Origin of the sequence: Streptomyces sp. NBC_01477 (assembly GCF_036227245.1) — a bacterium.
Lineage (GTDB): Bacteria > Actinomycetota > Actinomycetes > Streptomycetales > Streptomycetaceae > Actinacidiphila.
Genome location: NZ_CP109445.1, coordinates 7839076 through 7859478, shown reverse-complemented (window position 1 = coordinate 7859478; position 20403 = coordinate 7839076). Strand labels below are relative to the sequence as shown.

The window sequence follows — 20403 nt, the reverse complement described above, 5'->3', positions numbered from 1 at the left end:
GTCATCGTGGATCCATGACCGCACCTGCCGAGAGCCCTTCCGCCGCAATCGCTCCCCCGCCCGCACCGGCCGCCGCGCCCGGCGCCGCGACGCCCGCGCGCCGGTCCGCGCTGGACTGGCGGATCCGCTTTGCCGCGCTCGGCCTGGTCTGGGGATTCAGCTTCCTGTTCATGAAGGTGGGCAATGAGGCCTTCGCCCCGCTCCAGGTGACGCTGGGCCGGATGGTGTTCGGCACGGCGGTGCTCGCCGCGGCGGTCGCGGTCAAGCGCGAGCGGCTGCCGCGCGGTCCGCGGACCTGGCTGCATCTGGCGGTCGCCGCCTTCCTGCTCAATTCGCTGCCGTTCACCCTCTTCGCCACTGCCGAGCAGACCATCCCGTCGATGCTGGCCGGGATATGCAACGCGGCCACCCCGCTGTTCTCGATGCTGGTCTCGCTCGTCGCACTGTCCGAGGACCGGCCGTCCAGGGAGCGCTTCGCCGGTGTCGGACTGGGCTTCATCGGGGTGCTGACCGTGCTCGGCGCCTGGCAGGGCTTCTCCGGGCAGGACCCCAAGGGCACGCTGATGGCGCTGACCGCGGCCTTCAGTTACGCGGTGGGCTGGGCGTACGTCCGGCGCACCCTGTCCGGCACCGGCAGTTCGCATCTGGCCGTGTCCGCCAGCCAGTTGCTGCTCGGCACCGTGCAGCTGCTGCTCGTCACGCCGTTCTTCACCTCGATGCCGGACTCCTGGCCGGCCAAGTCGGTGCTGTCGGTGCTGGCGCTGGGCGCGCTGGGCACCGGTGTGGCCTTCCTGATCCAGTACGGGCTGGTCGCCGAGAAGGGGCCGACGATCGGCGCGATGGTGACGTATCTGATACCCATCGTCGCGACGACCGCGGGCGTGACCCTGCTCGGCGAGACCCTGCACTGGAACGAACCGGTCGGCGCGGTGGTGATCCTGGTCGGCGCCGCTTTGACCCAGCGGCGGCCCAAGCCGCGGCCGGCTGCCGGGGCTCAGCCGTAGCGGCCGGCGCCCGGGCCGTGCAGCACCTCGGCGACCGCGTCGGCCAGCGGCGCGATGTCGTCCGGGCCGAGCGGTGAGACGGTCAGCCGCACACCGGGCGCCGAGGCCACCCGGAAGCGGGCGCCCGGCGCGACCGCCCAGCCGTGCTGGAGCAGCCCGGCGACCGCGCCGGTCTCGTCGCTGACCGGCACCCAGACGTTCATGCCGCTGCGGCCGTGGGCCGGCACACCCCGGGCGGCCAGCGCCCGTACCAGCGCCTCGCGCCGCTCGCCGTACGACCTGGCGACCGCCGCCGGGTCGACCGCGCCGGTCTGCCAGAGGTGGACCAGGGTGCGCTGGAGCAGATGGCTCACCCAGCCCGCGCCGAGCCGGTGCCTGCCGCGTACGCGGTCCACGGTTGTGGCGTCGCCGGTGTAGAGCGCCAGCCGCAGGTCGGGGCCGTAGGCCTTCGCGACCGAACGCACCAGCGCCCAGTGGTCGGTGACGCCCGACAGGCAGTGCAGCGGCAGGTCGACCAGGCCGCTCACATGGTCGTCGTCGATGACCAGCAGGTCGCGGTGGTCGGCCAGCAGGGCGCGCAGTTCGCCCGCGCGGTCCGCCGACAGGGCCGCGCCGGTCGGATTCTGCCCGCGGTCGGTCACCACCAGGGCGCGCGCCCCGGCCCGCAGCGCGCGGTCCACCTCCGCGGTCACCGGACCGTCGTCGTCCACCGCGACCGGCACCGCCCGCAGCCCCAGCGCCGACACCAGGTCGAGCACACTCCCCCAGCCCGGGTCCTCGACGGCCACGGTGTCGCCCGGCCGCAGATGCGCCGTCAGCACCCGGTCCATGGCGTCGAGCGAGCCCGAGGTGAGGCCGACCGGACCCGCGGGCACGCCGTCCGCGTCCAGCGCGGCGCGGGCCAGCCGGCCCAGCTCCTCGTCCACCGGCGGCCCGCCGTAGAGCGCGGGCGTCCGCGCGTGCCCGGCGGCGGCAGCGGCGAGCGCTTCGGCCAGCGGCGGCAGCAGCGCGGGGTCGGGGTTGCCCGCGGAGATGTCCCGCGCGCCGGGCGGCACGGCGATCCGGATCTGGTCGCGCGGCGCGGTCGCCGGCCGGGCCCTGACCCGGCTGCCGCGGCGGCCCGCGGTCTCGATGACCCCACGGTCGCGCAGCAATCGGTAGGCAGCCGCCACGGTGTTCGGGTTGACCGCCAGGTCCGCGGCCAGTTCCCGCAGCGGCGGCAGTGCCGCACCCGGCCGGAGCGTGCCGCTGCCCACGGCGCTCTCGATGTCCGCGGCGATACCCGATGCGCCCCGACCGGTAATTCGATACTCTCCTAGCACAAACGGGATTATGCACTAGTTCAAAGGATCGCGCATGGCCACCGCACCCCCCGCCGGCTATACCGCCACCGACCGCAGCACCCCCACCCGCTCCAGGGAGCGCGCCGCCTACGACCGCGAGACCGTGCACGCCATCCTCGACGAGGGCTACGTCTGCCACCTCGGCTTCATCCGGGACGGCGCGCCCGTGGTCCTGCCGACGCTCTACGCCCGCAGCGGCGAGCGGCTGTACGTGCACGGGTCCACCGGGTCCCGCCCGCTGCGGGGAGCGGCGGACGACGGCCTGGCGGTATGCCTGACCGTGACGCACGTGGACGGCCTGGTACTGGCCAAGTCCGCCTTCCACCACTCGATCAACTACCGCTCCGTGGTGGTCCACGGCACCGCCCACCAGGTCATGGACCCCGAGGAGCGGGCCGCCGCCCTCGACGCGATCGTCGACCACGCGATCCCGGGCCGCTCCGCCGACTCACGGCGGCCGAACGCGAAGGAACTCGCGTCGACCGCCGTGATACGCCTCGACCTGCACGAGGTGTCGGCGAAGCTCCGCGCCGGCGGCCCCAGCGAGGAGTCGGAGGACCTCTCGCTCCCCTACTGGTCCGGCGTGGTCCCCGTCATCACCTCCTACGGCGCTCCGGAACGCGCCGAGCTTCCGGGCCAGGACGAGCCGCTGCCCGACTATCTGCCGCCAAGGCGGCACTGACCGCCGCCCGCCGGGGCGGGCGCCGTATGCCGCGGACCTCGTCGGCGACCAGCACGCCGACCGCGCCCAGCAGGCAGGCGGTGCCCAGCACGGTGGCCGCGGTGAGGTGTTCGCCGAGCAGGGTGACGGCGAGGACGGTCGCCGACACCGGTTCGATCAGCGCGACCACCGACACCGTCGCGGAGCGCAGCACCGCGGCGCCCGCGAAGTACAGGCCGTAGGCCAGGGCGGTGGGCACCGACACGAGGTAGCCGAGCAGCAGCAGGGTGCGGCCGAGCCGGGCCGCGTGCGGCAGCAGCCCCTCGGCCCAGGCCGCCGGGAGCAGCAGCGCCGCGCAGATCCCGAAGGCCCACATCGAGGTGTCGAACGGGTCCCCGGCCACGCCCTGCCGCCCCCACCAGCGGGTCAGCAAGGTGATCGCGGCATAGCCCGCCGCGGACAGCACAGCGAGTCCGACGCCGGCCGGGCGGACGGCGTCACCCGCGCCGCCGCCCAGCACCAGGACGGCCAGCCCGCCGAGCGCGCCGGCCACGGCCAGGGCGCCGCCGCGGCCGAGCCGTTCGCCCATCGTCAGCCGGGCCGCCAGCGCGATCAGCACCGGGCCCGAGCCGAGCGTCACGACGGTGGCGACCGCGAGCCCGGTGGAGCGGACCGCGCAGAAGTAGGCGGCCTGGAAGACGGTGAGGCCGGCGCCGGTGGCCAGCGCCCTGCGTACTGCCGCCCCGCGCGGCGCCGTCACGCCCCGCGCCACGCCCTGCGCCGGGCGGCGGCGCAGCAGCCGGACCGCGAGCAGCAGCGCGAAGCCGCCTGCGGCGCGCCAGAAGGTGAGGGCCAGCGGGCCGAGGCCGCTGCCGCCGTAAAGGGCCGCCGCCACGGCGCCCGCGGTGCCCCAGCCTGTTGCTGCGACGACGACATAGATCAGGCCCCGGGTGGCCGGGGCATGCCTGAATGACACGGAATTCTCCCGTGGAGGAAGGGGGGTCGGTCAGCTCGTCCGTGTGCGGGCAGCACCGACCGTCCCGGGTCGTACGACCCGGGCCGTGTCCTACGTCATCTCGGAGGCCGCTGCCCGCGTCAGGCTGCGGGAGGGGGGAGCACGGTGGAATGCATCCCCCCACGATATGGCTCCCGCCGGGGAGAGGGAGCCCACGCGCCTGCCCCGCCGGCCCTGCACCCCCGGGGCGGGTGCCCTGTCCTGCGACCTTCACCGCGCCGGTGCGCTGTGGCTCGCGCCCCTGGGTGAGTGCCACGTGCGGTGGCCTGTCGCCTTGACCGCCATCGCGGCCGGGCGCGCAGCTCCCCGCGCACCTCAGGGGCTGCCACGTGCCGCGGCCTTCACACTGCCGGTGCGTCTCGGTAGCCCGCGCCGTTCCTCGCGCCCCTGGGCGGATGCCACGTGCCGAGACCTGTCACCTTGACCACCGGCGCGGCCGGGCGCGCAGCTCCCCGCGCCGCCCGGCCGCACCCTGCACTTTCACGCCACGGACACCCCGCAGGACGCCGGCGCCGAGTGGGTGGTGGACCTCACCGGGGACGTACTGGCCTGGCGCCGCGCGCGCGAGAAGGCCGCGGTGGCGGTCCGCGGGCCGCTCACCGACCTGCTGCTGATCGTCTGCAAGCGGCGCTCCCCGTACACCGCCGGTGTCGAGGTGCTCGGCGACACGGGGCTGCTGGGCTCCTGGCTGGAGCGGGTGTCCTTCGGCTGGCCGAGGGCCGAAGGCACAAGGCCAAGGACCGCGCGGTCAGGACGCGCTGGGCTCGGGCTCCAGCAGAGCGTCGGGCTGCGCCTCCGGAGCGCCGGGGCGGCCGGCAGCGGCGGCGGTCTGGGCGACGAGCGCGCCGGCCAGCACCAGCGCGCCGCCGGTGACCTGGGCGGGGCCGAGGTGTTCCGCGAGCAGGACCCAGGCCAGCACCGTGGCGACGACCGCTTCGAGGCCGGCGACGACACCGGCCACCTGCGGGCTGAGGGTGCGGACCGCGAGCACCCCGGTCAGGTAGGCGACGACGGTGGAGACCAGCACGATCCAGCCGATCAGCAGCACCGCGGGCACATCGCGGTCGCCGAGCGCGGCCTGGTGGCCGAGCACGGACCACTGCATGGTCCAGGGGTGGGCGACGGCGGTGAGGGCGACGGCGGCGATGACGAGGCCGTGGGCGATGACGGTGATCGGCTCGGGTGCCTCGGCCTCGCCGGCGCCGTGGTCGGCGAGGACGAAATACGCGACCTGGCAGCACGCGGCCCCGAAGGCGTAGAGCAGCCCGAGCGCGTCGAAGGCGAGCCCCGACCAGACTTCGACGACGCAGGTCATACCGGCCATGGCCAGGACGACGCCGAATGCGGCGGCCCGGGTGACCGGGCGGCGCTGGACGAAGCGGATCCAGCCCAGCAGCAGGGCGGGGCCGAGGAATTCGACCAGGATGGCGATGCCGACCGGGATGCGGGCGATGGCCACGAAGTAGAGCGCCTGGCAGCCCGCGATGGCGAAGATGCCGAATCCGGCGACGAGGCCGGGGCGTTGCCTGAGCAGGGCGCGGGAGCGCAGGGCCACCGGCAGCAGGATGAGGGCGGCGCCCGCCACCCGCATCCACACCACCTGGAGCGGGTCGAGGCCGAGGTCGATGAGCGGTTTGGCGGCCACGCCCGAGCCGCCGAAGGCGCATGCCGACAGCAGCGCGAGCCCAAGTCCGCTGGTCCTGTGCGCTGATGCGTGCATCAGGTCATCATGTCAGTCGCCGACAGTACCGTCACCCCGGATATCCCTGACACCACGCGGGCCGGGTACGGGTCCCGGAGCCTCGTGCAGGTCGTCCGGGTCGAGGCCGGCCGCGCGCAGGACGTCGGCCGCCCGGCAGCCGGGGTCGGCGGCCAGCGCGTGCAGCAGGTCGATACCGTCGGCCTGCGCCCCGCCGCGCTGCCGGGCCAGGTCCACCGCGGTGTGGAAGGCCGCCGCGGCGGCCGGGCTCCAGCCGGGCATGGCCGCCGGCAGGACGGGCAGCGCCCCGGAGTCCTCCACCGAGCCGCGCCAGCGCAGCCCGTACCCGATGCTGCGCTGCACCAGGTAGCCGAGCACCCGGGCGGCCCGGCCGGCCGGGGTGTCGCAGGCGGCGCGGGCGTCGGGGTCGTTCTCCAGCAGTGAGTGCAGCAGATGGGCGGTGTCGGCCAGCGCGTCCCCGTCCCTGACCGCGCGCCGCCGCGCGCTGGCGGCCACGACGCGCACCTCAGTGGTGAGGTGGGCGTCGTCCGCCGGGTGGGCCGCGGCGAGCGGCGGCCCTTGGTCGCTGTACACACCATCCATCCCACCAGGCCCCGGGGGTGTGCCGCATCGGCTCAGCGGGGCATTCCGGCCTCCGCCCGCGGAGGGGGTCGCCCGCCGGGGCCTCCTCCGCGGGGATGAGTCATGGCCACAGCAAAGTGCGGGTCCAGCCGTCGCCGTCGCGGGTGTAGCGCAGCCGCAGGTGCCAGCGTGCCGGGTCGGCCTGGAAGAATTCCGCCTCCCGCGCGCGCAGCCGGTAGACGGTGTGGGTCGCGGGCACCCGGCCCGGTTCCGCGGCCACCAGCGCCTCGGCCGCGCGGTGCTCGCGCTCGTACTCCCCGGGTCCGTCCAGCGGCGCGGAGGTGCGGCCGGTGAAGCCGGCGATGCGGGCGGCGGGCGAGCGGCCGAGGTAGTCCCGCCGGGTGGCCTCCTCACCGAGGACGTCCACCGGTCCCGCCATCCGGATCTGCCGGCCGTGCGCGGGCCAGTACCAGGTCAGGGCCGCGACGGGACGGGCGGCGAGGTCCTGGCCCTTGCCGCTGCCGGAGTCGCCGGCGAAGACGAAGGCGCAGTCGGCGGAGTCGAGGCCGCGCAGCAGCAGCACCCGGGCGCTGGGGGTGCCGTCGGCGGCGGCCGTGCTCAGCGTCACGATCTGCGGTTCGGGTACGCCGTCGGCCAGCGCCCGGTCCAGCCAGTCGGCGAAGAGCGGCCCGGGGGCGGCGGGCGCGGTGTCCGGGTCGAAGTGCGGCAGCGGCCCGGCGAGCACCGGTGCGGCCCTGATCCGGTCCAGCAGCTCGCGGTCCGCCGCGGCGCTGCCGGCGCTCCCGCCGTCGACGGCGTCGCCGTCCTGGTCCCTGCCCTGCATGTGTCCTCCTGCTGCCGTACGGTTCCGCGCGGCCGGCTGTGGCGCCGGCCGCCGTACCCCAGCCTTCCCGGTACGGCGGCGGAGCGCACGCGGCACGGCGGGCCGCGGACGAGGAGGGGTCCTCGTCCACGGCCCGCCGTGGCAGTGCGCGGCCGTTGGACGGCCGGTGGCGCGGTCAGTGCAGGGTGACGGTGGTGGTCTGGGTGCCGACCGTGAAGACGTAGGCGCCGGGGGCCACCTGCTGCTTGCCCGAACCGTCGATGTCGCCCGGGGTGACGGCCAGTCGGCTCGGCGGCACCTTGAGGGTCACCGTCGTGCTCCGGCCGGCCGCCAAGTGCACCTTGGTGAAGGCGACCAGCTTGGTGGGCGGTGCGAGCACATCGCTCGACGGCTGCGAGACGTAGACCGGCACGACCAGGTCGCCGGCCCGGTTCCCGGTGTTGGCGACGCCGACCTTGAGGCTGATGGTGTCGCGGGTGCGGGCGGTCGCCGAGCCGGCCTTGACGGAGTCGAAGGCGTAGCTGGTGTAGGACAGTCCGGCGCCGAAGCGGTAGGCCGCGTCGTAGGAGGACTCGGGGCCGCTGTTGGTGCCGGGGAGCTGCTGGTAGTACAGCGGCTCATTGCCGACGTCCTTGGGCCAGGACGCGCTCAGCCGGCCGCTCGGGTTGACCTTGCCGAAGAGCACGTCGGCGACCGCGTGGCCGCCCTCGCTGCCGGGCAGCCAGGACATCAGCAGGCCCTGGGTGCCGTCGGCGGCGCCGAGCACCAGCGGGCGTCCGGCGATCACCACGGTGACCACCGGCTTGCCGGTCGCCTTGAGCGAGCTGACGAGCGCCTGCTGGTCGGCGGACAGCTCCGGCCGCGGGGCATCGGCCGAGCCCTCGGCCGCCGCCTTCTCGCCGACCACGACGACGGTCAGGTCGGCGTCCTTCGCCTGCGCCACCGCGTCGTCCGCGGAGGTCGCGCGGACCACGGACGTACCGGAGGGCGCGGCCTCCTTGATGCCCTGCAGCACGGTGGTGCCGGGGAGTTTCACACCGTCGGGGACGCCCTGCCAGCCGACGGTCCAGCCGCCCGCCTGGTCGTTGATGTCGTCGGCGTAGGAGCCGGCGACGACGATCTTCTTCGCGGACGAGGAGATCGGCAGCACATTGCCGTCGTTGCGCAGCAGCACCTGCGACTCGTCCGCGGCCTGCCTCGCGAGCGCGGTGTCGGCGCCGATCACCCGGGAGTCGGCCTTCGCGGCGTCCACGTAGGGGTGTTCGAACAGGCCCAGCTTGAACTTCATGGTCAGGATCCGGCTCACCGACTGGTCGATCCGCTTGACCGAGACCAGGCCGCGCTGGACGGCGGTCTTGAGCCCGTCGCTCCAGCCCTGCGCGTCGTACGGCTCCATGGCCATGTCCAGGCCCGCGTTGACGGCCTTGGCGATGGCCTCGGGATAGTCGGCGGCGATGTGGTAGCTGGTCTGCAGCGCGCGGACGTCCTGCCAGTCGCTGACCTCGACGCCCTGGAAGCCCCACTGGCCGCGCAGCACATCGGTCAGCAGGTAGTGCGACGAGGTCGCCGGAATGCCGTTGATCGCACCGGAGTTGACCATCACCGACATCGCGCCGGCGTCCACGGCCTGCTTGTACGACGGGAGCAGCGTGTCCTGGAGGTAGCGGATCGAGACGTCGCCGGGCACCCGGTCGTGGCCGTTGCCGGGTTCGCCGTAGCCGCCGAAGTGCTTGACGGTGGCGGCGACGTTCTTGGCGCCGCCCGCGCCCTGGATGCCGGTCACCGCGGCGGACGCCAGGGTGCCGGACAGCAGCGGGTCCTCGCCGAAGGTCTCGTAGTAGCGGCCCCACCGCTGGTCGCGCGCGATGTCGGTGACCGGGGCGAAATTCCAGTCGATGCCGGTGGCGGCGACCGCCTTGGCGGTGGACGCGCCGGCGTCCTTGACCAGCTCCGGGTCCCAGCTGGAGCCCAGGCCGATCTCCTGCGGGAAGATCGTGGCGCCCAGCACGTTGTTGTGGCCGTGCACGGCGTCGACGCCGTAGATGATCGGGATGTGCAGGCGGGTCTTCTCGACCGCGTACTTCTGCACGGTGTTGACCATCGTCGCCCAGTTGGTGGGCGTGTTCACGGTGGGACCGGCGCCGCCGCCGGACAGGATCGAGCCCGCGGCATTGTCGACCAGCACCGACTTCATGCAGGATTCGGTGAAGGCACCGCCGCTCCACTGGCAGTCGCCCTGCATGTTGACGACCGAGATCTGATCCATCTGCCCGATTTTCTCCTCCAGCGTCATCCGCTTGAGGAGATCCTTGACCCGGACATCGATCGGGGCCTTGGCATTGGTGTAGCTGGGATTGTCGCCGGCCTCCGCCGGTACGGAGGCCACCGCGGCCACACAGGCGGCTGCGGTGGCGAGTGTCAGGAGGCTTCTCATACGTAGTCGTCGAGCGTTCGTTGGCATCGCAGGCGTCCCGTTCCTGTTGGGGGTCCCCGGCGGACCGGGGCCGATAGCCGTAAACGTTTCCGATCGGCGGGAAGTCTGTCCTTGCCCCGACTGATCGTCAAGACTGTGCGCAGGAAGGTTTTTCCCGCGCCCTTGTGCCGCCCCCGTATCGTCGTCATCGCGTCCTCATGTCCACTCGCGCAGAACGGGTATGCCGTGAACATCCGTGAACTCGCCCGCCGCAGCGGTGTGTCGACCGCCACCGTCTCCCGGGCGCTGAACGACCGGGCCGAGGTGAGCGAGGCGACCCGCGCCAAGATCCGGCGGCTGGCGAGCGAGTTGGGCTACGCGCCCAACGAGCCCGCCCGCACCCTGGTGCGGCGCCGCTCGGACACCATCGGGCTGGTGTGGGACAGCGGGCAGGAGGCGATGGGCCAGCACAACCCGTTCCTGCTCGGACTGCTGAGCGCCGTGCGCACCGCGCTGTCCGAGGCGGACTACCACCTGATGCTGCTGACCACGCCCGGCGCGCAGGACCAGGACAACGCCCATCTCCAGGCGGTCCAGCGGCACAACCTGGAGGGGGTGATCGTGCTGACCACCCCGCCGGACGACCGCTGCCTGCGGGTGCTGGCCGATTCCACGGTGCCCTGCGCGGGGATCGACACCGCCTTCACCGGGCCGCGTACGGTCCGGGTCAGCTCGGACAACGCGGCGGGCGCGGAGGCCGCCGTGCAGCACCTGTACGAGCTGGGCCACCGCAGGATCGCCACCGTGACCGGGCCGCTGCACCTGCCGCCGGCCGCCGAGCGCCTGGCGGGCTACCTGCGGGCCTGTGCCCGGCTCGGGCTGAGCGTGCCGCCGGAGTACGTGACCGAAGGGGACTTCTTCCTGGCCAGCGGGGAGAACGCGGGCAAGCGGCTGCTCGCGCTGCCCGACCGGCCCACCGCGATCTTCGCCGCGGGCGACCAGATGGCGATCGGCGCGGTGCACGCGGCGGCCGACGCCGGGCTGACGGTGCCGGGCGACCTGGCGGTGGTCGGCTTCGACGACATCGACGCCGCGGCGCTGGTACGGCCGGCGCTGAGCACGGTCGCGCAGGACCAGCGCGGCCTGGGGGAAGCGGCGGTGGAGGCGCTGCGGGGCCTGATCGACGCGACGGTGGTGGACACCGCCGAGGCGCAGCCGCGGATCATCCCCACCCGGCTGCTGATACGCGGATCGAGCCGGTCCGGGGTGTGAACCCCGGACCGGCCCGGTCCTGCCCGGCCCTCCGGCCGCCCGGCCGCCCTGCGGGTCAGCCCCGCTGGACGTCCTCGTCGGCGAGGATCAGGTAGAGCTTCTTGCGGGCCTCGTTCACCACGGTCAGCGCCTTCTCGCGCTGGTCGGGGGTGCCGGTGGCCCACACCTGGCGGAAGGCCTCGATGAGGCCGCCGCCCGCCTTCCTTATCTCGTTCATGGCGTCCCAGTCGACGCCGCGCCCCGCGTCCTCCCACGGAGCCTCGGGGCCGGCCTCGGCTTCCGCCCGGCCGGCGTCGGCGAGCGTGAACAGCTTCTTGCCGCCCTCGCTCGCGCTGCTGATCAGGCCCTCGTCCTCCAGCAGCTGCAGCGTCGGGTAGACCGAGCCGGGGCTCGGCTTCCACGCGCCGCCGCTGCGCTCGGCGATCTCCTGGATCATCTCGTAGCCGTGCATCGGCCGGTCCTTGAGCAGCGCCAGGATCGACGCCCGCACATCACCCCGCCGTGCCCGGCCGCGCGGTCCGCCGCGCCCCCGGCCGCCGGGGCCGAACGGCCCGCCGCCGAAGGGCGGCCCGAAGGGTCCGAAGGCGGCCCTGCGTCCTTCGTGCTCGCCCCAGCCGCGCCGGCCGGGACCGTTGTCGTGTCCATGTGAATGCCCGTACATATCATTCTCCTATCGTGAGCGTTCGCGATGCCTCAACGATATATCGGAACTGTTCGGAAGGCAAACACCCAGGCCACGCGAGGGATCCCGGCGCTGTCGGACCCCTCGGGCATACTGAGGACATGGACAGGGCGGATCTGGTGAGGCTGCGGCGCTCCCGCGACCGAATGGACCGCGACTACGCGCGCCCGCTCGACGTGGCGGCGCTGGCCCGCGAGGCGCTCATGTCGCCCGGCCACTTCTCCCGCAGCTTCCGCTCGGCGTTCGGCGAGACCCCGTACGCCTACCTGATGACCCGCAGGATCGAGCGCGCGAAGGCCCTGCTGCGGCGCGGCGACATGACGGTCACCGATGTGTGCATGGCGGTCGGCAGCACCTCGCTCGGGTCGTTCAGCTCCCGCTTCACCGAGCTGGTCGGCGAGACCCCGAGCGCGTACCGGGCGCGCAACCACTCCGAGCTGTCCGCGCTGCCGGCCTGCGTCGCGAGAATGGTCACCCGGCCGGTGAGGAATCCGGCCGGGAATCCGGTCAGGAACAAAGAAGTCCGGGCGGCCGGTCCTGTCGTAGCGTGACCTGCATGGACATCCGACTTTCGCACACCTTCCTGGCGGTCGACGACCACGACAAGGCCGTCGAGTTCTACCGCGACATCCTCGGCCTCGAGGTCCGCAACGACGTCGGCTACGAAAAGATGCGCTGGGTCACCGTCGGCGCTCCGTCCCAGCCCGAGGTCGACATCGTGCTCGAACCGCCGGCCGCGAACCCGAACATGTCACCGGCCGACCGCGACGCGGTGGCCGACCTGATGGCCAAGGGCGTGTACGCGCGCGTGGTGTTCTGGACCGACGACTGCGACGCGACCTTCGAGCGCATCCAGGCGGCCGGCGCGGACGTCGTCCAGGAGCCGACCGACCAGCCGTACGGCGTACGCGACTGCTCCTTCCGCGACCCGGCGGGCAACGAGGTGCGCTTCAACCAGGCCAAGCACTGACCTCGGGGCGGCCCGGCCGGGGTCCCGCCGCCGGGCGTTCACCCGTCCGTCCCCCGTCCCGGCCGCCCTCGGGGTTCGCGGCCGGACGCGCGGGCCGCCGTCGCCTACGCTCACGCCATGCGTATCCGTATCGTCGACGCCTTCACCGACCGGCCCTTCGCCGGAAATCCCGCCGGGGTGCTGCTGCTGGACTCCGACGGCTTTCCCGGCGACCGCTGGATGCAGCAGGTCGCCGCCGAGGTCAATCTGTCCGAGACCGCGTTCGCGCACCCGCTGACGGGTGCGCGGGACGCCGGGTGGGCGCTGCGCTGGTTCACCCCGGCCACGGAGGTGGGGCTGTGCGGCCACGCGACGCTGGCCACCGCGCACGTGCTGCGGACGACGGGCGCCGCGCACGACGTGATCGCCTTCCGCACCCGCGCCGGGGTGCTGACCGCGGACGCCGGCGGCGACGGCTCGATCACCCTGGACTTCCCCGCCGCCCCGCTGACCCCCGTGGCCCTGCCCGACGGCCTGGCCGAGGCGCTGGGCGCGGCGGCGCTGACCGTGCTCGACACCGGCCCCGACTGCGGTGACCTGCTGGTCGAGGTCGCCGACGAGGCGGTGGTACGCGCCCTGGCCCCGGACTTCGCGGCGCTGGCCCGGCTGTCGCGGCGCGGGGTGGTCGCCACCGCGGCGGCGGCCGATCCCGCGGCCGGCTACGACTTCGTCTCCCGCGGCTTCTTCCCCGCGGTCGGCATCGACGAGGACCCGGTCACCGGCAGCGCGCACACCGCGCTCGCGCCGTTCTGGTCGGCCCGGCTCGGCCGCACCGGGCTGACCGGCCTCCAGGCCTCGGCACGCGGCGGCCTGGTCGGCACCCGCCTGCACGGCGACCGGGTGCTGCTGACCGGCTCCGCGGTCACGGTGATCGACGGCGAACTGCACGCCGTGCCGTAGCGGCGGGGCGGGCCGGAGCGGCCGGTCAGCCGGTGGGCAGCCAGCCGACCTTCCCCGCCAGCAGGGCGTAGCCGACGAAGGCGACCGTGTCGATCAGGGAGTGCGCGGCGACCAGCGGGCCGACCCGGCCCCAGCGGCGGTAGAGCAGCACGAAGACCACGCCCATCGCCATGTTGCCGACGAAGCCGCCGATGCCCTGGTAGAGGTGGTAGGAGCCGCGCAGCACGGCGCTGGCGGCGAGCGCGGCCACCGGGGTCCAGCCGAGCCGGTCGAGCCGGCGCAGCAGGTAGCCGACCACGATCACCTCTTCGAGCACCGCGTTCTGCACGGCGGAGGCGATCAGCACCGGGATCTTCCACCAGACGTTCGGCAGCGACTCGGGCACCACCGTCAGGTTGAAGCCGGCCTGCCGCGCGCCCAGGTAGAAGGCCAGGCCGGTGCCGCCGATCACCGCGGCGACGGCGGCGCCCCAGGCCAGGTCGCGGCGCGGGCGGCTCAGGTCGAACCCGATAGCCCGCATGCCGGCCCGCTCGCGGCCGAGCAGATAGGCGACCAGGGCGACCGGGGCCAGCGCGCTGGCGATGGAGAAGACCTGCCAGGCCAGGTCGAGCCAGGGCCGGTTGGGCGCGTAGGAGCCGACCAGCGTCGCCGACTGGTTCTTGAGCGCGCCCGGCTTGGTGACCGAGCCGATGAAGCTGATCAGCGCGGACACCCCGCTGGCGCCGAGCGAGAGCGCCAGGACGATCAGCGTCTCATTGCGGAGCGTCCGGTCCGGCAGCCCCGCATCCACCTGGTACGGCTCTGTGTGCATGCGGGGTCCTCCAACGGCGCGAGTGTCTCCGGACAAGATACGAAGATCGCGCCGTCACGTACGGAGCCACCCCCCGTGGTGGCCCCGGTTTCAGACCGCCGGCCAGAGGTGCACCGGTTCGCCGCCCTGCATGTGCTCGCGGTACCGCTGGGTCATCGCGGCCAGGGCGGCCCGCCGGTCGGGGGTGCGCTCCAGCAGCCGGTGGAAGGCGGCGGACTGCCATTCGGCGCCGTTGGTGCGCAGCCGGCAGCGTTCCTCGATGATGCCGAGGTAGAGGTCGCGGTCGGCGGGTTCGATGCCCCAGGAGTCGAGCCCGGCCGCGGCGAGCGGCAGCAGGTCCTCCCTGATCAGGTCGGCGGCGGGGATCTCGGCCAGGCCGCGCCCGCGCGGCCAGCGCATGACGGCCCCGATGCCGTCCCGGCAGCCCGCCTCGAAGTTGGCGGCGGCGGCACCGAAGGGCAGCCGCTGCCAGACCGGGCGGGGCGCGTCGGCCAGCGCTCTGACCAGGCCGTAGTAGAAGGCCGTGTTGGCCAGGACGTCGGCCACGGTGGGGCCGGCCGGCAGCACCCGGTTCTCCACCCGCAGGTGCGGCACACCGTCGACGACCGCGTAGACCGGGCGGTTCCAGCGGTAGATCGTGCCGTTGTGCAGGGTCAGCTCGCGCAGTCGCGGCACTCCCCCGTCGTCCAGCACCCGCAGCGGGTCCTCGTCGTCGCAGATCGGCAGCAGCGGGGGGAAGTAGCGGACGTTCTCGGCGAACAGGTCGAGCGGCGAGTCGATCCAGCGCTCGCCGAACCAGGTCAGCGGGCGTACGCCCTGGACGCGCAGCTCCTGCGGGCGGGTGTCGGTGGCCTGCTGGAAGAGCACAGGACGGGTCTCCCGCCACAGCTCGCGGCCGAAGAGGAACGGCGAGTTGGCGCCGACGGCGACCTGCGGCCCCGACAGCGCCTGGGCGGCGTTCCAGACGGCGGCGAAGCGGCCGGGGGTGACCTGGAGGTGCATCTGGATGGAGGTGCAGGCCGCCTCGGGGGCGATCGACGCCGAGGCGTAGACCAGGTGTTCCACGCCCTTGATGTCCAGGGTGATGTCCTCGCCCCGCATCGCGAGGATGGTGTCGTTGAGCAGCATGTAGCGATCGGCCCGCGAGAGGTTGGCGGAGACCAGGTCCTGCGCCTGCAGGGTCGGCAGAATTCCGACCATCACGATGTGCGCGCCCACCTCGCCCGCCATGCGGTCGGCATACGACAGGCCGGTCCGCAGTTCCTCGGCGAGCCGGTCGAGTACGGGTCCTGAAAGCCGGTGCGGCGCTATGTTCACTTCAATGTTGAACTGAGCGAGCTCGGTCTGGAAATCATGACTCGCGATGCGCGCGAGCACTTCTTCGTTCATCATCCGCGGCAGTCCCGCGGAATCCGCGAGATTCAATTCGATCTCAAGGCCCATGAGATTGCGCGGCCGGTCGAATCGCTTCTCCGCCAGCAGCCGTTCGAGGCCCAGCAGGCACTGCCGGAGCTTGTGCCGGTACCGCCCGCGGTCGGCGGGGTCGAACCCGCTGGCGGCGACCTTCTCCCCCATCTACGCCTCCTTGCGTCCACAGGCACCCGATGGCCGCCCATCGGAGACGATGCCCACCCAAATGATCGATAACGCCACATGGTACCGGTCCCGCACGCTAGGCTTGCTGTAGCAGCCATCCGCGCACCTTCCAGTGGCACATTCTGTTGTCATAGGCCCCGGGGATATGCGGATGAAATGACCGACGGGATCCGGCCGTCCGTGACGGGCAGAAATATCCACCGCCCTCCCCATACGCTGCGGTAATGCCATCTGCGCATCCTCCGAAGAAGGCGAATTATCACCTTGCGCGTAATACTGGCAGCGACTAGATGAAACATGGAGCGAACACACGTCGTATAAACTCCGCGCACAAGGCAAAGCATCCGCCGTCGCCGGACGTGCCTGAGCAGGTCTCCCGCAGAGCACCTGACCGACCGTGCCGTCCGCGTCCGCCCTCCCCGAACCACGTGTCTCCAGTGAGAGGCGACATCATGCCGCTGCTTGTTCCCCCAGCACCCGCCCCCGCCCTGCTGAGCGTCCTTGCCGCACTCAGTTCGCCCACCGCGGTCCTGGAAGCCAGGACGCCGGCGCTGCGTAACGCAGAAGGGCCGCTGGCCGCCGAACACCCGCTGCCTGTCCATGTGTTCGAGCCGGCGACCGTCCCCGGAGCGCTGCCGCAGGCGCGGCTGACCGGCTGGCGGTTCCATATCAGGGCGGGCGCGAGAGTCGCCGCCGCGGGCGAGACCGTGGTGACACCCGGCGGATGGGTGTTCTCGCGGTTCTCCGAGGGACCGTTCCTGGCATCCATCGAGCGCGCGCTGCACCAGGCGGACACCTTGCCGACCACGTACCAGCCGCACCTGCTGTCGGTACCGGGGCTCTACATGCTGGCGCTGTGGCTGCACTGCGACGCACGGGCGGACGCCGCCACCGCCCAGCCCGACCCCGACGACCTGCTGGTGCCGCTGGCGCCCGCGCCGCCCGGTATCGCCCCGCACCGGGTGCACCGGCTGACCGAGCTGGCACCGGCGATCAGCGTACGTCTGGCGCCGCCGCCGCTGATGGGCTCGCCCGCCTGAAGCGCCGCACCCGAAGGCGGTGTGCCGCGGCCCTGTCCGGCCGCGGCACACCGCCTTCGTGCGTGAACACGCCGCCCGCCGTGAGCGTACGGTGACGGCAACCGGCGGAGCGGGTGACGCGTCTTCTCCCGCACAGCCCGGCGGAGCACGGCCTCGGCGAAATCCCTGCGGATTGACGCCAGGAGGGCAACACTGGGACCGGCCGCACGCACAATCGGGGGACGAGATGCAGGAAGCAGACAGCGCGACCCACCGCACCACTCACCTCACGCAGCGAAAGACTCGATCCATGTGCCAGCACAAGCCGCAGTGCCCGACCGCAGAAGGCCCCGACCGTGAGGCCGCACTTACCGTGGCCCACCATCCGGAGCAGGGCTGGAGCCTGCTGTGCAACGGGGTGCTGCTCTTCGAGGACACCGGGGAGCTGCTGCCGGACGGCCAGATCATCGCGCCGCACCGCCCGCTGGGCACCGAGCACATCACCACCGCGGCCTGACGCCCGCACCGTCGCGCCGCAGCACACAAAGCCGGTTCCCCGTCGTCCAAGGGAACCGGCTTCGCCATGCGCGCTGGCGGCGGCACCGGGATCCCGGCGCCGCCGTGCGCCTCAGCTGTCGTAGGCGTCCAGCGGCGGGCAGGAGCAGACCAGGTTGCGGTCGCCGTAGGCGCCGTCGATCCGCCGCACCGGCGGCCAGTACTTGTCGGCCGCGGACACCCCGGCGGGGAAGACCGCCTCCTGGCGGCTGTACGGGTGGTCCCACTCGCCGCCCAGCGCCGCCGCGGTGTGCGGGGCGTTGCGCAGCGGGTTGTCGTCGGCGGGCCATTCGCCGGAGCCGACCCGGTCGACCTCGGCGCGGATGGCGATCATCGCGTCGCAGAAGCGGTCCAGCTCGGCCAGGTCCTCGCTCTCGGTGGGCTCGATCATCAAGGTGCCCGCGACCGGGAAGGACATGGTCGGCGCGTGGAAGCCGTAGTCGATCAGCCGCTTGGCGATGTCGTCGACGGTGACGCCGGTCTCCTTGGTCAGCGGGCGCAGGTCGATGATGCACTCGTGGGCGACCAGGCCGCCGGGGCCCGTGTAGAGGACGGGGAAGTGCGGCTCCAGGTGCCTGGCGACGTAGTTGGCGCTCAGCACCGCCTGCTGGGTGGCCTGCCTGAGCCCGTCGGCGCCCATCAGCCGGACATAGGTCCAGGAGATCGGCAGGATGCCCGCCGAGCCCCAGGGCGCCGCCGAGACCGGGCCGACACCGGTGGCCGGGCCGGCGGCCGGCTGGAGCGGGTGGTTGGGCAGGTACGGCGCCAGGTGCGCGCGCACCGCGACCGGGCCGACGCCGGGGCCGCCGCCGCCGTGCGGGATGCAGAAGGTCTTGTGCAGGTTCAGGTGCGACACGTCGGCGCCGAAGCGGCCGGGCCGGGCGAGGCCGACCAGCGCGTTCAGGTTGGCGCCGTCCACGTAGACCTGGCCGCCCGCGTCGTGCACGGCGGCGCAGATGTCGGTGATGTTGTCCTCGAAGACGCCGTGCGTGGAGGGGTAGGTGACCATCAGCACGGCCAGCTGCTCGCGGTACTGCTCGATCCTGGCGTGCAGGTCGGCGACGTCCACGTCACCGTCCTGGCCGGTCTTCACCACGACGACCTTCATCCCGGCCATCACCGCGCTGGCGGCGTTGGTGCCGTGGGCGGAGGACGGGATCAGGCACACCGTACGGGCGGTGTCGCCGTTCGCCCGGTGGTAGGCGCGCACCGCGAGCAGTCCCGCCAGCTCGCCCTGCGACCCGGCGTTCGGCTGGAGGCTGACCTTGTCGTAGCCGGTGACCTCGGCGAGCTGGTCCTCCAGGCCGCGGATCAGGGCGAGATAGCCCTCGGCCTGCTCGGCGGGCGCGAAGGGGTGAAGCGCGCCGAATTCGGGCCAGGTGACCGGCTCCATCTCGGTGGTCGCGTTGAGCTTCATCGTGCACGAGCCGAGCGGGATCATGCCGCGGTCCAGCGCGTAGTCGCGGTCGGCGAGCCGGCGCAGATAGCGCAGCATCCCGGTCTCGCTGCGGTGCAGGTGGAAGACCGGATGGGTCAGATACGGCTCGGTACGCGCCAGGCCGGCGGGCAGCGCGTCCGGGGCGGCGCCGTCGAGCGCGTCGAGGTCGGTGCCGCCGTCCGCGCCGAAGGCGGCCAGGACGGCGGCCAGCTGGGCGCGGGTGGTGGTCTCGTCGCACGCGATGCCGACCAGGTCGGCGTCGGTCTGCCGCAGGTTGACCCCGGCGGCGCGGGCCGCTGCGACCACCTCGGCGGCCCGGCCCGGCACCCGGGCGGTGAGCGTGTCGAAGTAGCCGTCGTGCACGATCTCCACACCGGCCGCCCGCAGCCCCGCGTCCAGTACGGCCGCGTAGCGGTGGGCGCGGCGGGCGATCTGCGCCAGGCCCTCGGGTCCGTGGTAGACCGCGTACATCCCGGCCATCACGGCGAGCAGCACCTGGGCGGTGCAGATGTTGCTGGTGGCCTTCTCCCGGCGGATGTGCTGCTCGCGGGTCTGCAGCGCCAGCCGGTAGGCGGTGTCGCCGTCGGCGTCGACCGAGACGCCGACCAGGCGGCCGGGCAGGTTGCGGGCGTAGGCCTCGCGCACCGCCATGTATCCCGCGTGCGGTCCGCCGAAGCCCATGGGGACGCCGAAGCGCTGGGTGGTGCCGACCGCGATGTCCGCGCCGAGCGCGCCGGGCGAGGTGAGCAGGGTCAGTGCCAGCAGGTCGGCGGCCACCGTGACGACCGCGCCCAGGGCGTGCGCCTGCTCGATGACCGGCCGCAGGTCGCGGACCGCGCCGGAGGCACCCGGATACTGCAGCAGCACGCCGAAGACTCCGCGCTCGGCGACCTCGGCGGGGATGCCGTCGCTCAGGTCGGCCACCACGACCTCGACGCCGGCCGGCTCGGCGCGGGTCCCGATCACGGCGGTGGTCTGCGGGAAGGTGTCGGCGTCGACCAGGAAGACGCCGTCCTTGACCTTGCCGACCCGCCGGGACAGCGCCATCGCCTCGGCCGCCGCGGTGCTCTCGTCCAGCAGCGAGGCACCGGAGGTGGGCAGCCCCGTGAGGTCGGCGACGACGGTCTGGAAATTGATCAGCGCTTCCAGCCGGCCCTGCGAGATCTCCGGCTGGTAGGGCGTGTACGCCGTGTACCAGGCGGGATTCTCCATGACGTTGCGCAGGATCACCGGCGGGGTGAAGGTGCCGTAGTAGCCCAGGCCGATCATCGGTGCCAGCACCTGGTTGCGGTCGGCGAGCGCCCGCAGTTCGGCCAGCACCTCGGCCTCGGTGCGGGCGGCGGGCAGTGCGAGGGCGGCGGCGCTCCTGATGCTGTCCGGTACGGCCGCCTCGGTCAGCTCGTCCAGCGAGCCGTAGCCCACCTGGGCGAGCATCTTTGCCTGGGCCGCGGCGTCCGGGCCGATGTGGCGGCGGGCGAAGGGCAGACCGGCTTCGAGTTCGGCGAGCGTGGTACGGGGTGCGATCGGATCGTTCATCTGCGGAGGCCTCCTGGTCTGCGA

General features: G+C 73.2%; 18 protein-coding genes and 1 pseudogene. 9 read left to right on the top strand and 10 right to left on the bottom strand.

Annotated features, from left to right (window positions below):
• Positions 1 to 14: 14 nt before the first annotated feature.
• A complete protein-coding gene (locus OHA86_RS33505) occupies positions 15 to 1004 on the top strand; it encodes a DMT family transporter (RefSeq protein WP_329181411.1) in 990 nt (329 codons plus the stop codon).
• Here OHA86_RS33505 and OHA86_RS33500 read toward each other — a convergent pair.
• Entirely contained in the window at positions 995 to 2326 is a 1332-nt protein-coding gene (locus OHA86_RS33500; RefSeq protein ID WP_329181409.1) for an aminotransferase class I/II-fold pyridoxal phosphate-dependent enzyme, read from the bottom strand. The two genes, OHA86_RS33505 and OHA86_RS33500, sit on opposite strands and share 10 nt — an antisense overlap.
• 34 nt (positions 2327 to 2360) lie before the next feature.
• Here OHA86_RS33500 and OHA86_RS33495 point away from each other — a divergent pair, with 34 nt between their 5' ends.
• On the top strand, positions 2361 to 3029 hold the full coding sequence (locus OHA86_RS33495; protein ID WP_329181407.1) for a pyridoxamine 5'-phosphate oxidase family protein: 669 nt from the start codon (positions 2361 to 2363) through the stop codon (positions 3027 to 3029).
• Here OHA86_RS33495 and OHA86_RS33490 read toward each other — a convergent pair.
• The gene (locus tag OHA86_RS33490; protein WP_329181405.1) at positions 2944 to 3984 is read right to left on the bottom strand and encodes a DMT family transporter; all 1041 of its coding nucleotides are present in this window, start codon (positions 3982 to 3984) and stop codon (positions 2944 to 2946) included. The genes OHA86_RS33495 and OHA86_RS33490 overlap by 86 nt on opposite strands.
• A 511-nt stretch (positions 3985 to 4495) precedes the next feature.
• On the opposite strand from OHA86_RS33490, the pseudogene OHA86_RS33485 reads away from it, so the two are divergent.
• Positions 4496 to 4642 (top strand): annotated as a pseudogene (locus tag OHA86_RS33485) (hypothetical protein); the annotation flags it as partial.
• 129 nt (positions 4643 to 4771) lie between these two features.
• Here OHA86_RS33485 and OHA86_RS33480 read toward each other — a convergent pair.
• From OHA86_RS33480 to OHA86_RS33465, 4 genes are all read right to left on the bottom strand, one after another.
• Positions 4772 to 5743, bottom strand: a complete 972-nt coding sequence (locus tag OHA86_RS33480) for an EamA family transporter (RefSeq protein WP_329181403.1) — start codon at positions 5741 to 5743, stop codon at positions 4772 to 4774.
• A gap of 12 nt (positions 5744 to 5755) precedes the next feature.
• Positions 5756 to 6325 (bottom strand): Clp protease N-terminal domain-containing protein, encoded by a 570-nt coding sequence (locus OHA86_RS33475; protein ID WP_443071934.1) that lies wholly within the window; start codon positions 6323 to 6325, stop codon positions 5756 to 5758.
• Between the two features lie 100 nt (positions 6326 to 6425).
• Positions 6426 to 7148, bottom strand: a complete 723-nt coding sequence (locus OHA86_RS33470) for a pyridoxine/pyridoxamine 5'-phosphate oxidase (RefSeq protein WP_329181401.1) — start codon at positions 7146 to 7148, stop codon at positions 6426 to 6428.
• A gap of 175 nt (positions 7149 to 7323) precedes the next feature.
• Positions 7324 to 9582, bottom strand: coding sequence for a glycoside hydrolase family 3 N-terminal domain-containing protein (locus OHA86_RS33465; RefSeq protein WP_329181400.1), 2259 nt, complete (start codon positions 9580 to 9582; stop codon positions 7324 to 7326).
• 225 nt (positions 9583 to 9807) lie between these two features.
• Here OHA86_RS33465 and OHA86_RS33460 point away from each other — a divergent pair, with 225 nt between their 5' ends.
• Positions 9808 to 10833 (top strand): LacI family DNA-binding transcriptional regulator, encoded by a 1026-nt coding sequence (locus tag OHA86_RS33460; RefSeq protein WP_329181398.1) that lies wholly within the window; start codon positions 9808 to 9810, stop codon positions 10831 to 10833.
• 55 nt (positions 10834 to 10888) lie between these two features.
• Here the strand turns inward: OHA86_RS33460 and OHA86_RS33455 are convergent, their stop codons facing one another.
• Positions 10889 to 11494, bottom strand: coding sequence for a PadR family transcriptional regulator (locus OHA86_RS33455; protein ID WP_329181397.1), 606 nt, complete (start codon positions 11492 to 11494; stop codon positions 10889 to 10891).
• A 122-nt stretch (positions 11495 to 11616) separates the two neighbouring features.
• Here OHA86_RS33455 and OHA86_RS33450 point away from each other — a divergent pair, with 122 nt between their 5' ends.
• The 3 genes from OHA86_RS33450 (at position 11617) to OHA86_RS33440 (ending at position 13424) form a co-directional block, all read left to right on the top strand.
• Positions 11617 to 12066: a helix-turn-helix transcriptional regulator gene (locus OHA86_RS33450; RefSeq protein WP_329181396.1), complete on the top strand. Its 450-nt coding sequence runs from the start codon at positions 11617 to 11619 to the stop codon at positions 12064 to 12066.
• Between the two features lie 5 nt (positions 12067 to 12071).
• A complete protein-coding gene (locus OHA86_RS33445) occupies positions 12072 to 12485 on the top strand; it encodes a VOC family protein (RefSeq protein ID WP_329181394.1) in 414 nt (137 codons plus the stop codon).
• Between the two features lie 117 nt (positions 12486 to 12602).
• Positions 12603 to 13424, top strand: a complete 822-nt coding sequence (locus OHA86_RS33440; RefSeq protein WP_329181393.1) for a PhzF family phenazine biosynthesis protein — start codon at positions 12603 to 12605, stop codon at positions 13422 to 13424.
• Between the two features lie 25 nt (positions 13425 to 13449).
• On the opposite strand, the gene OHA86_RS33435 is transcribed toward OHA86_RS33440, so the two are convergent.
• Both OHA86_RS33435 and OHA86_RS33430 read right to left on the bottom strand, forming a co-directional pair.
• Entirely contained in the window at positions 13450 to 14235 is a 786-nt protein-coding gene (locus OHA86_RS33435) for a CPBP family intramembrane glutamic endopeptidase (protein ID WP_329181391.1), read from the bottom strand.
• A gap of 90 nt (positions 14236 to 14325) precedes the next feature.
• Positions 14326 to 15810 (bottom strand): glutamate--cysteine ligase, encoded by a 1485-nt coding sequence (locus OHA86_RS33430; protein ID WP_329181389.1) that lies wholly within the window; start codon positions 15808 to 15810, stop codon positions 14326 to 14328.
• A gap of 473 nt (positions 15811 to 16283) precedes the next feature.
• Here OHA86_RS33430 and OHA86_RS33425 point away from each other — a divergent pair, with 473 nt between their 5' ends.
• Both OHA86_RS33425 and OHA86_RS33420 read left to right on the top strand, forming a co-directional pair.
• Complete coding sequence (locus OHA86_RS33425) at positions 16284 to 16871, top strand: hypothetical protein (protein ID WP_329181387.1); 588 nt, start codon at positions 16284 to 16286, stop codon at positions 16869 to 16871.
• 289 nt (positions 16872 to 17160) lie between these two features.
• Positions 17161 to 17367 (top strand): DUF5999 family protein, encoded by a 207-nt coding sequence (locus tag OHA86_RS33420; protein WP_329181386.1) that lies wholly within the window; start codon positions 17161 to 17163, stop codon positions 17365 to 17367.
• Between the two features lie 111 nt (positions 17368 to 17478).
• Here OHA86_RS33420 and gcvP read toward each other — a convergent pair whose 3' ends face one another.
• On the bottom strand, positions 17479 to 20379 hold the full coding sequence (gcvP, locus tag OHA86_RS33415) for an aminomethyl-transferring glycine dehydrogenase (RefSeq protein WP_443071933.1): 2901 nt from the start codon (positions 20377 to 20379) through the stop codon (positions 17479 to 17481).
• Positions 20380 to 20403: the final 24 nt, after the last annotated feature.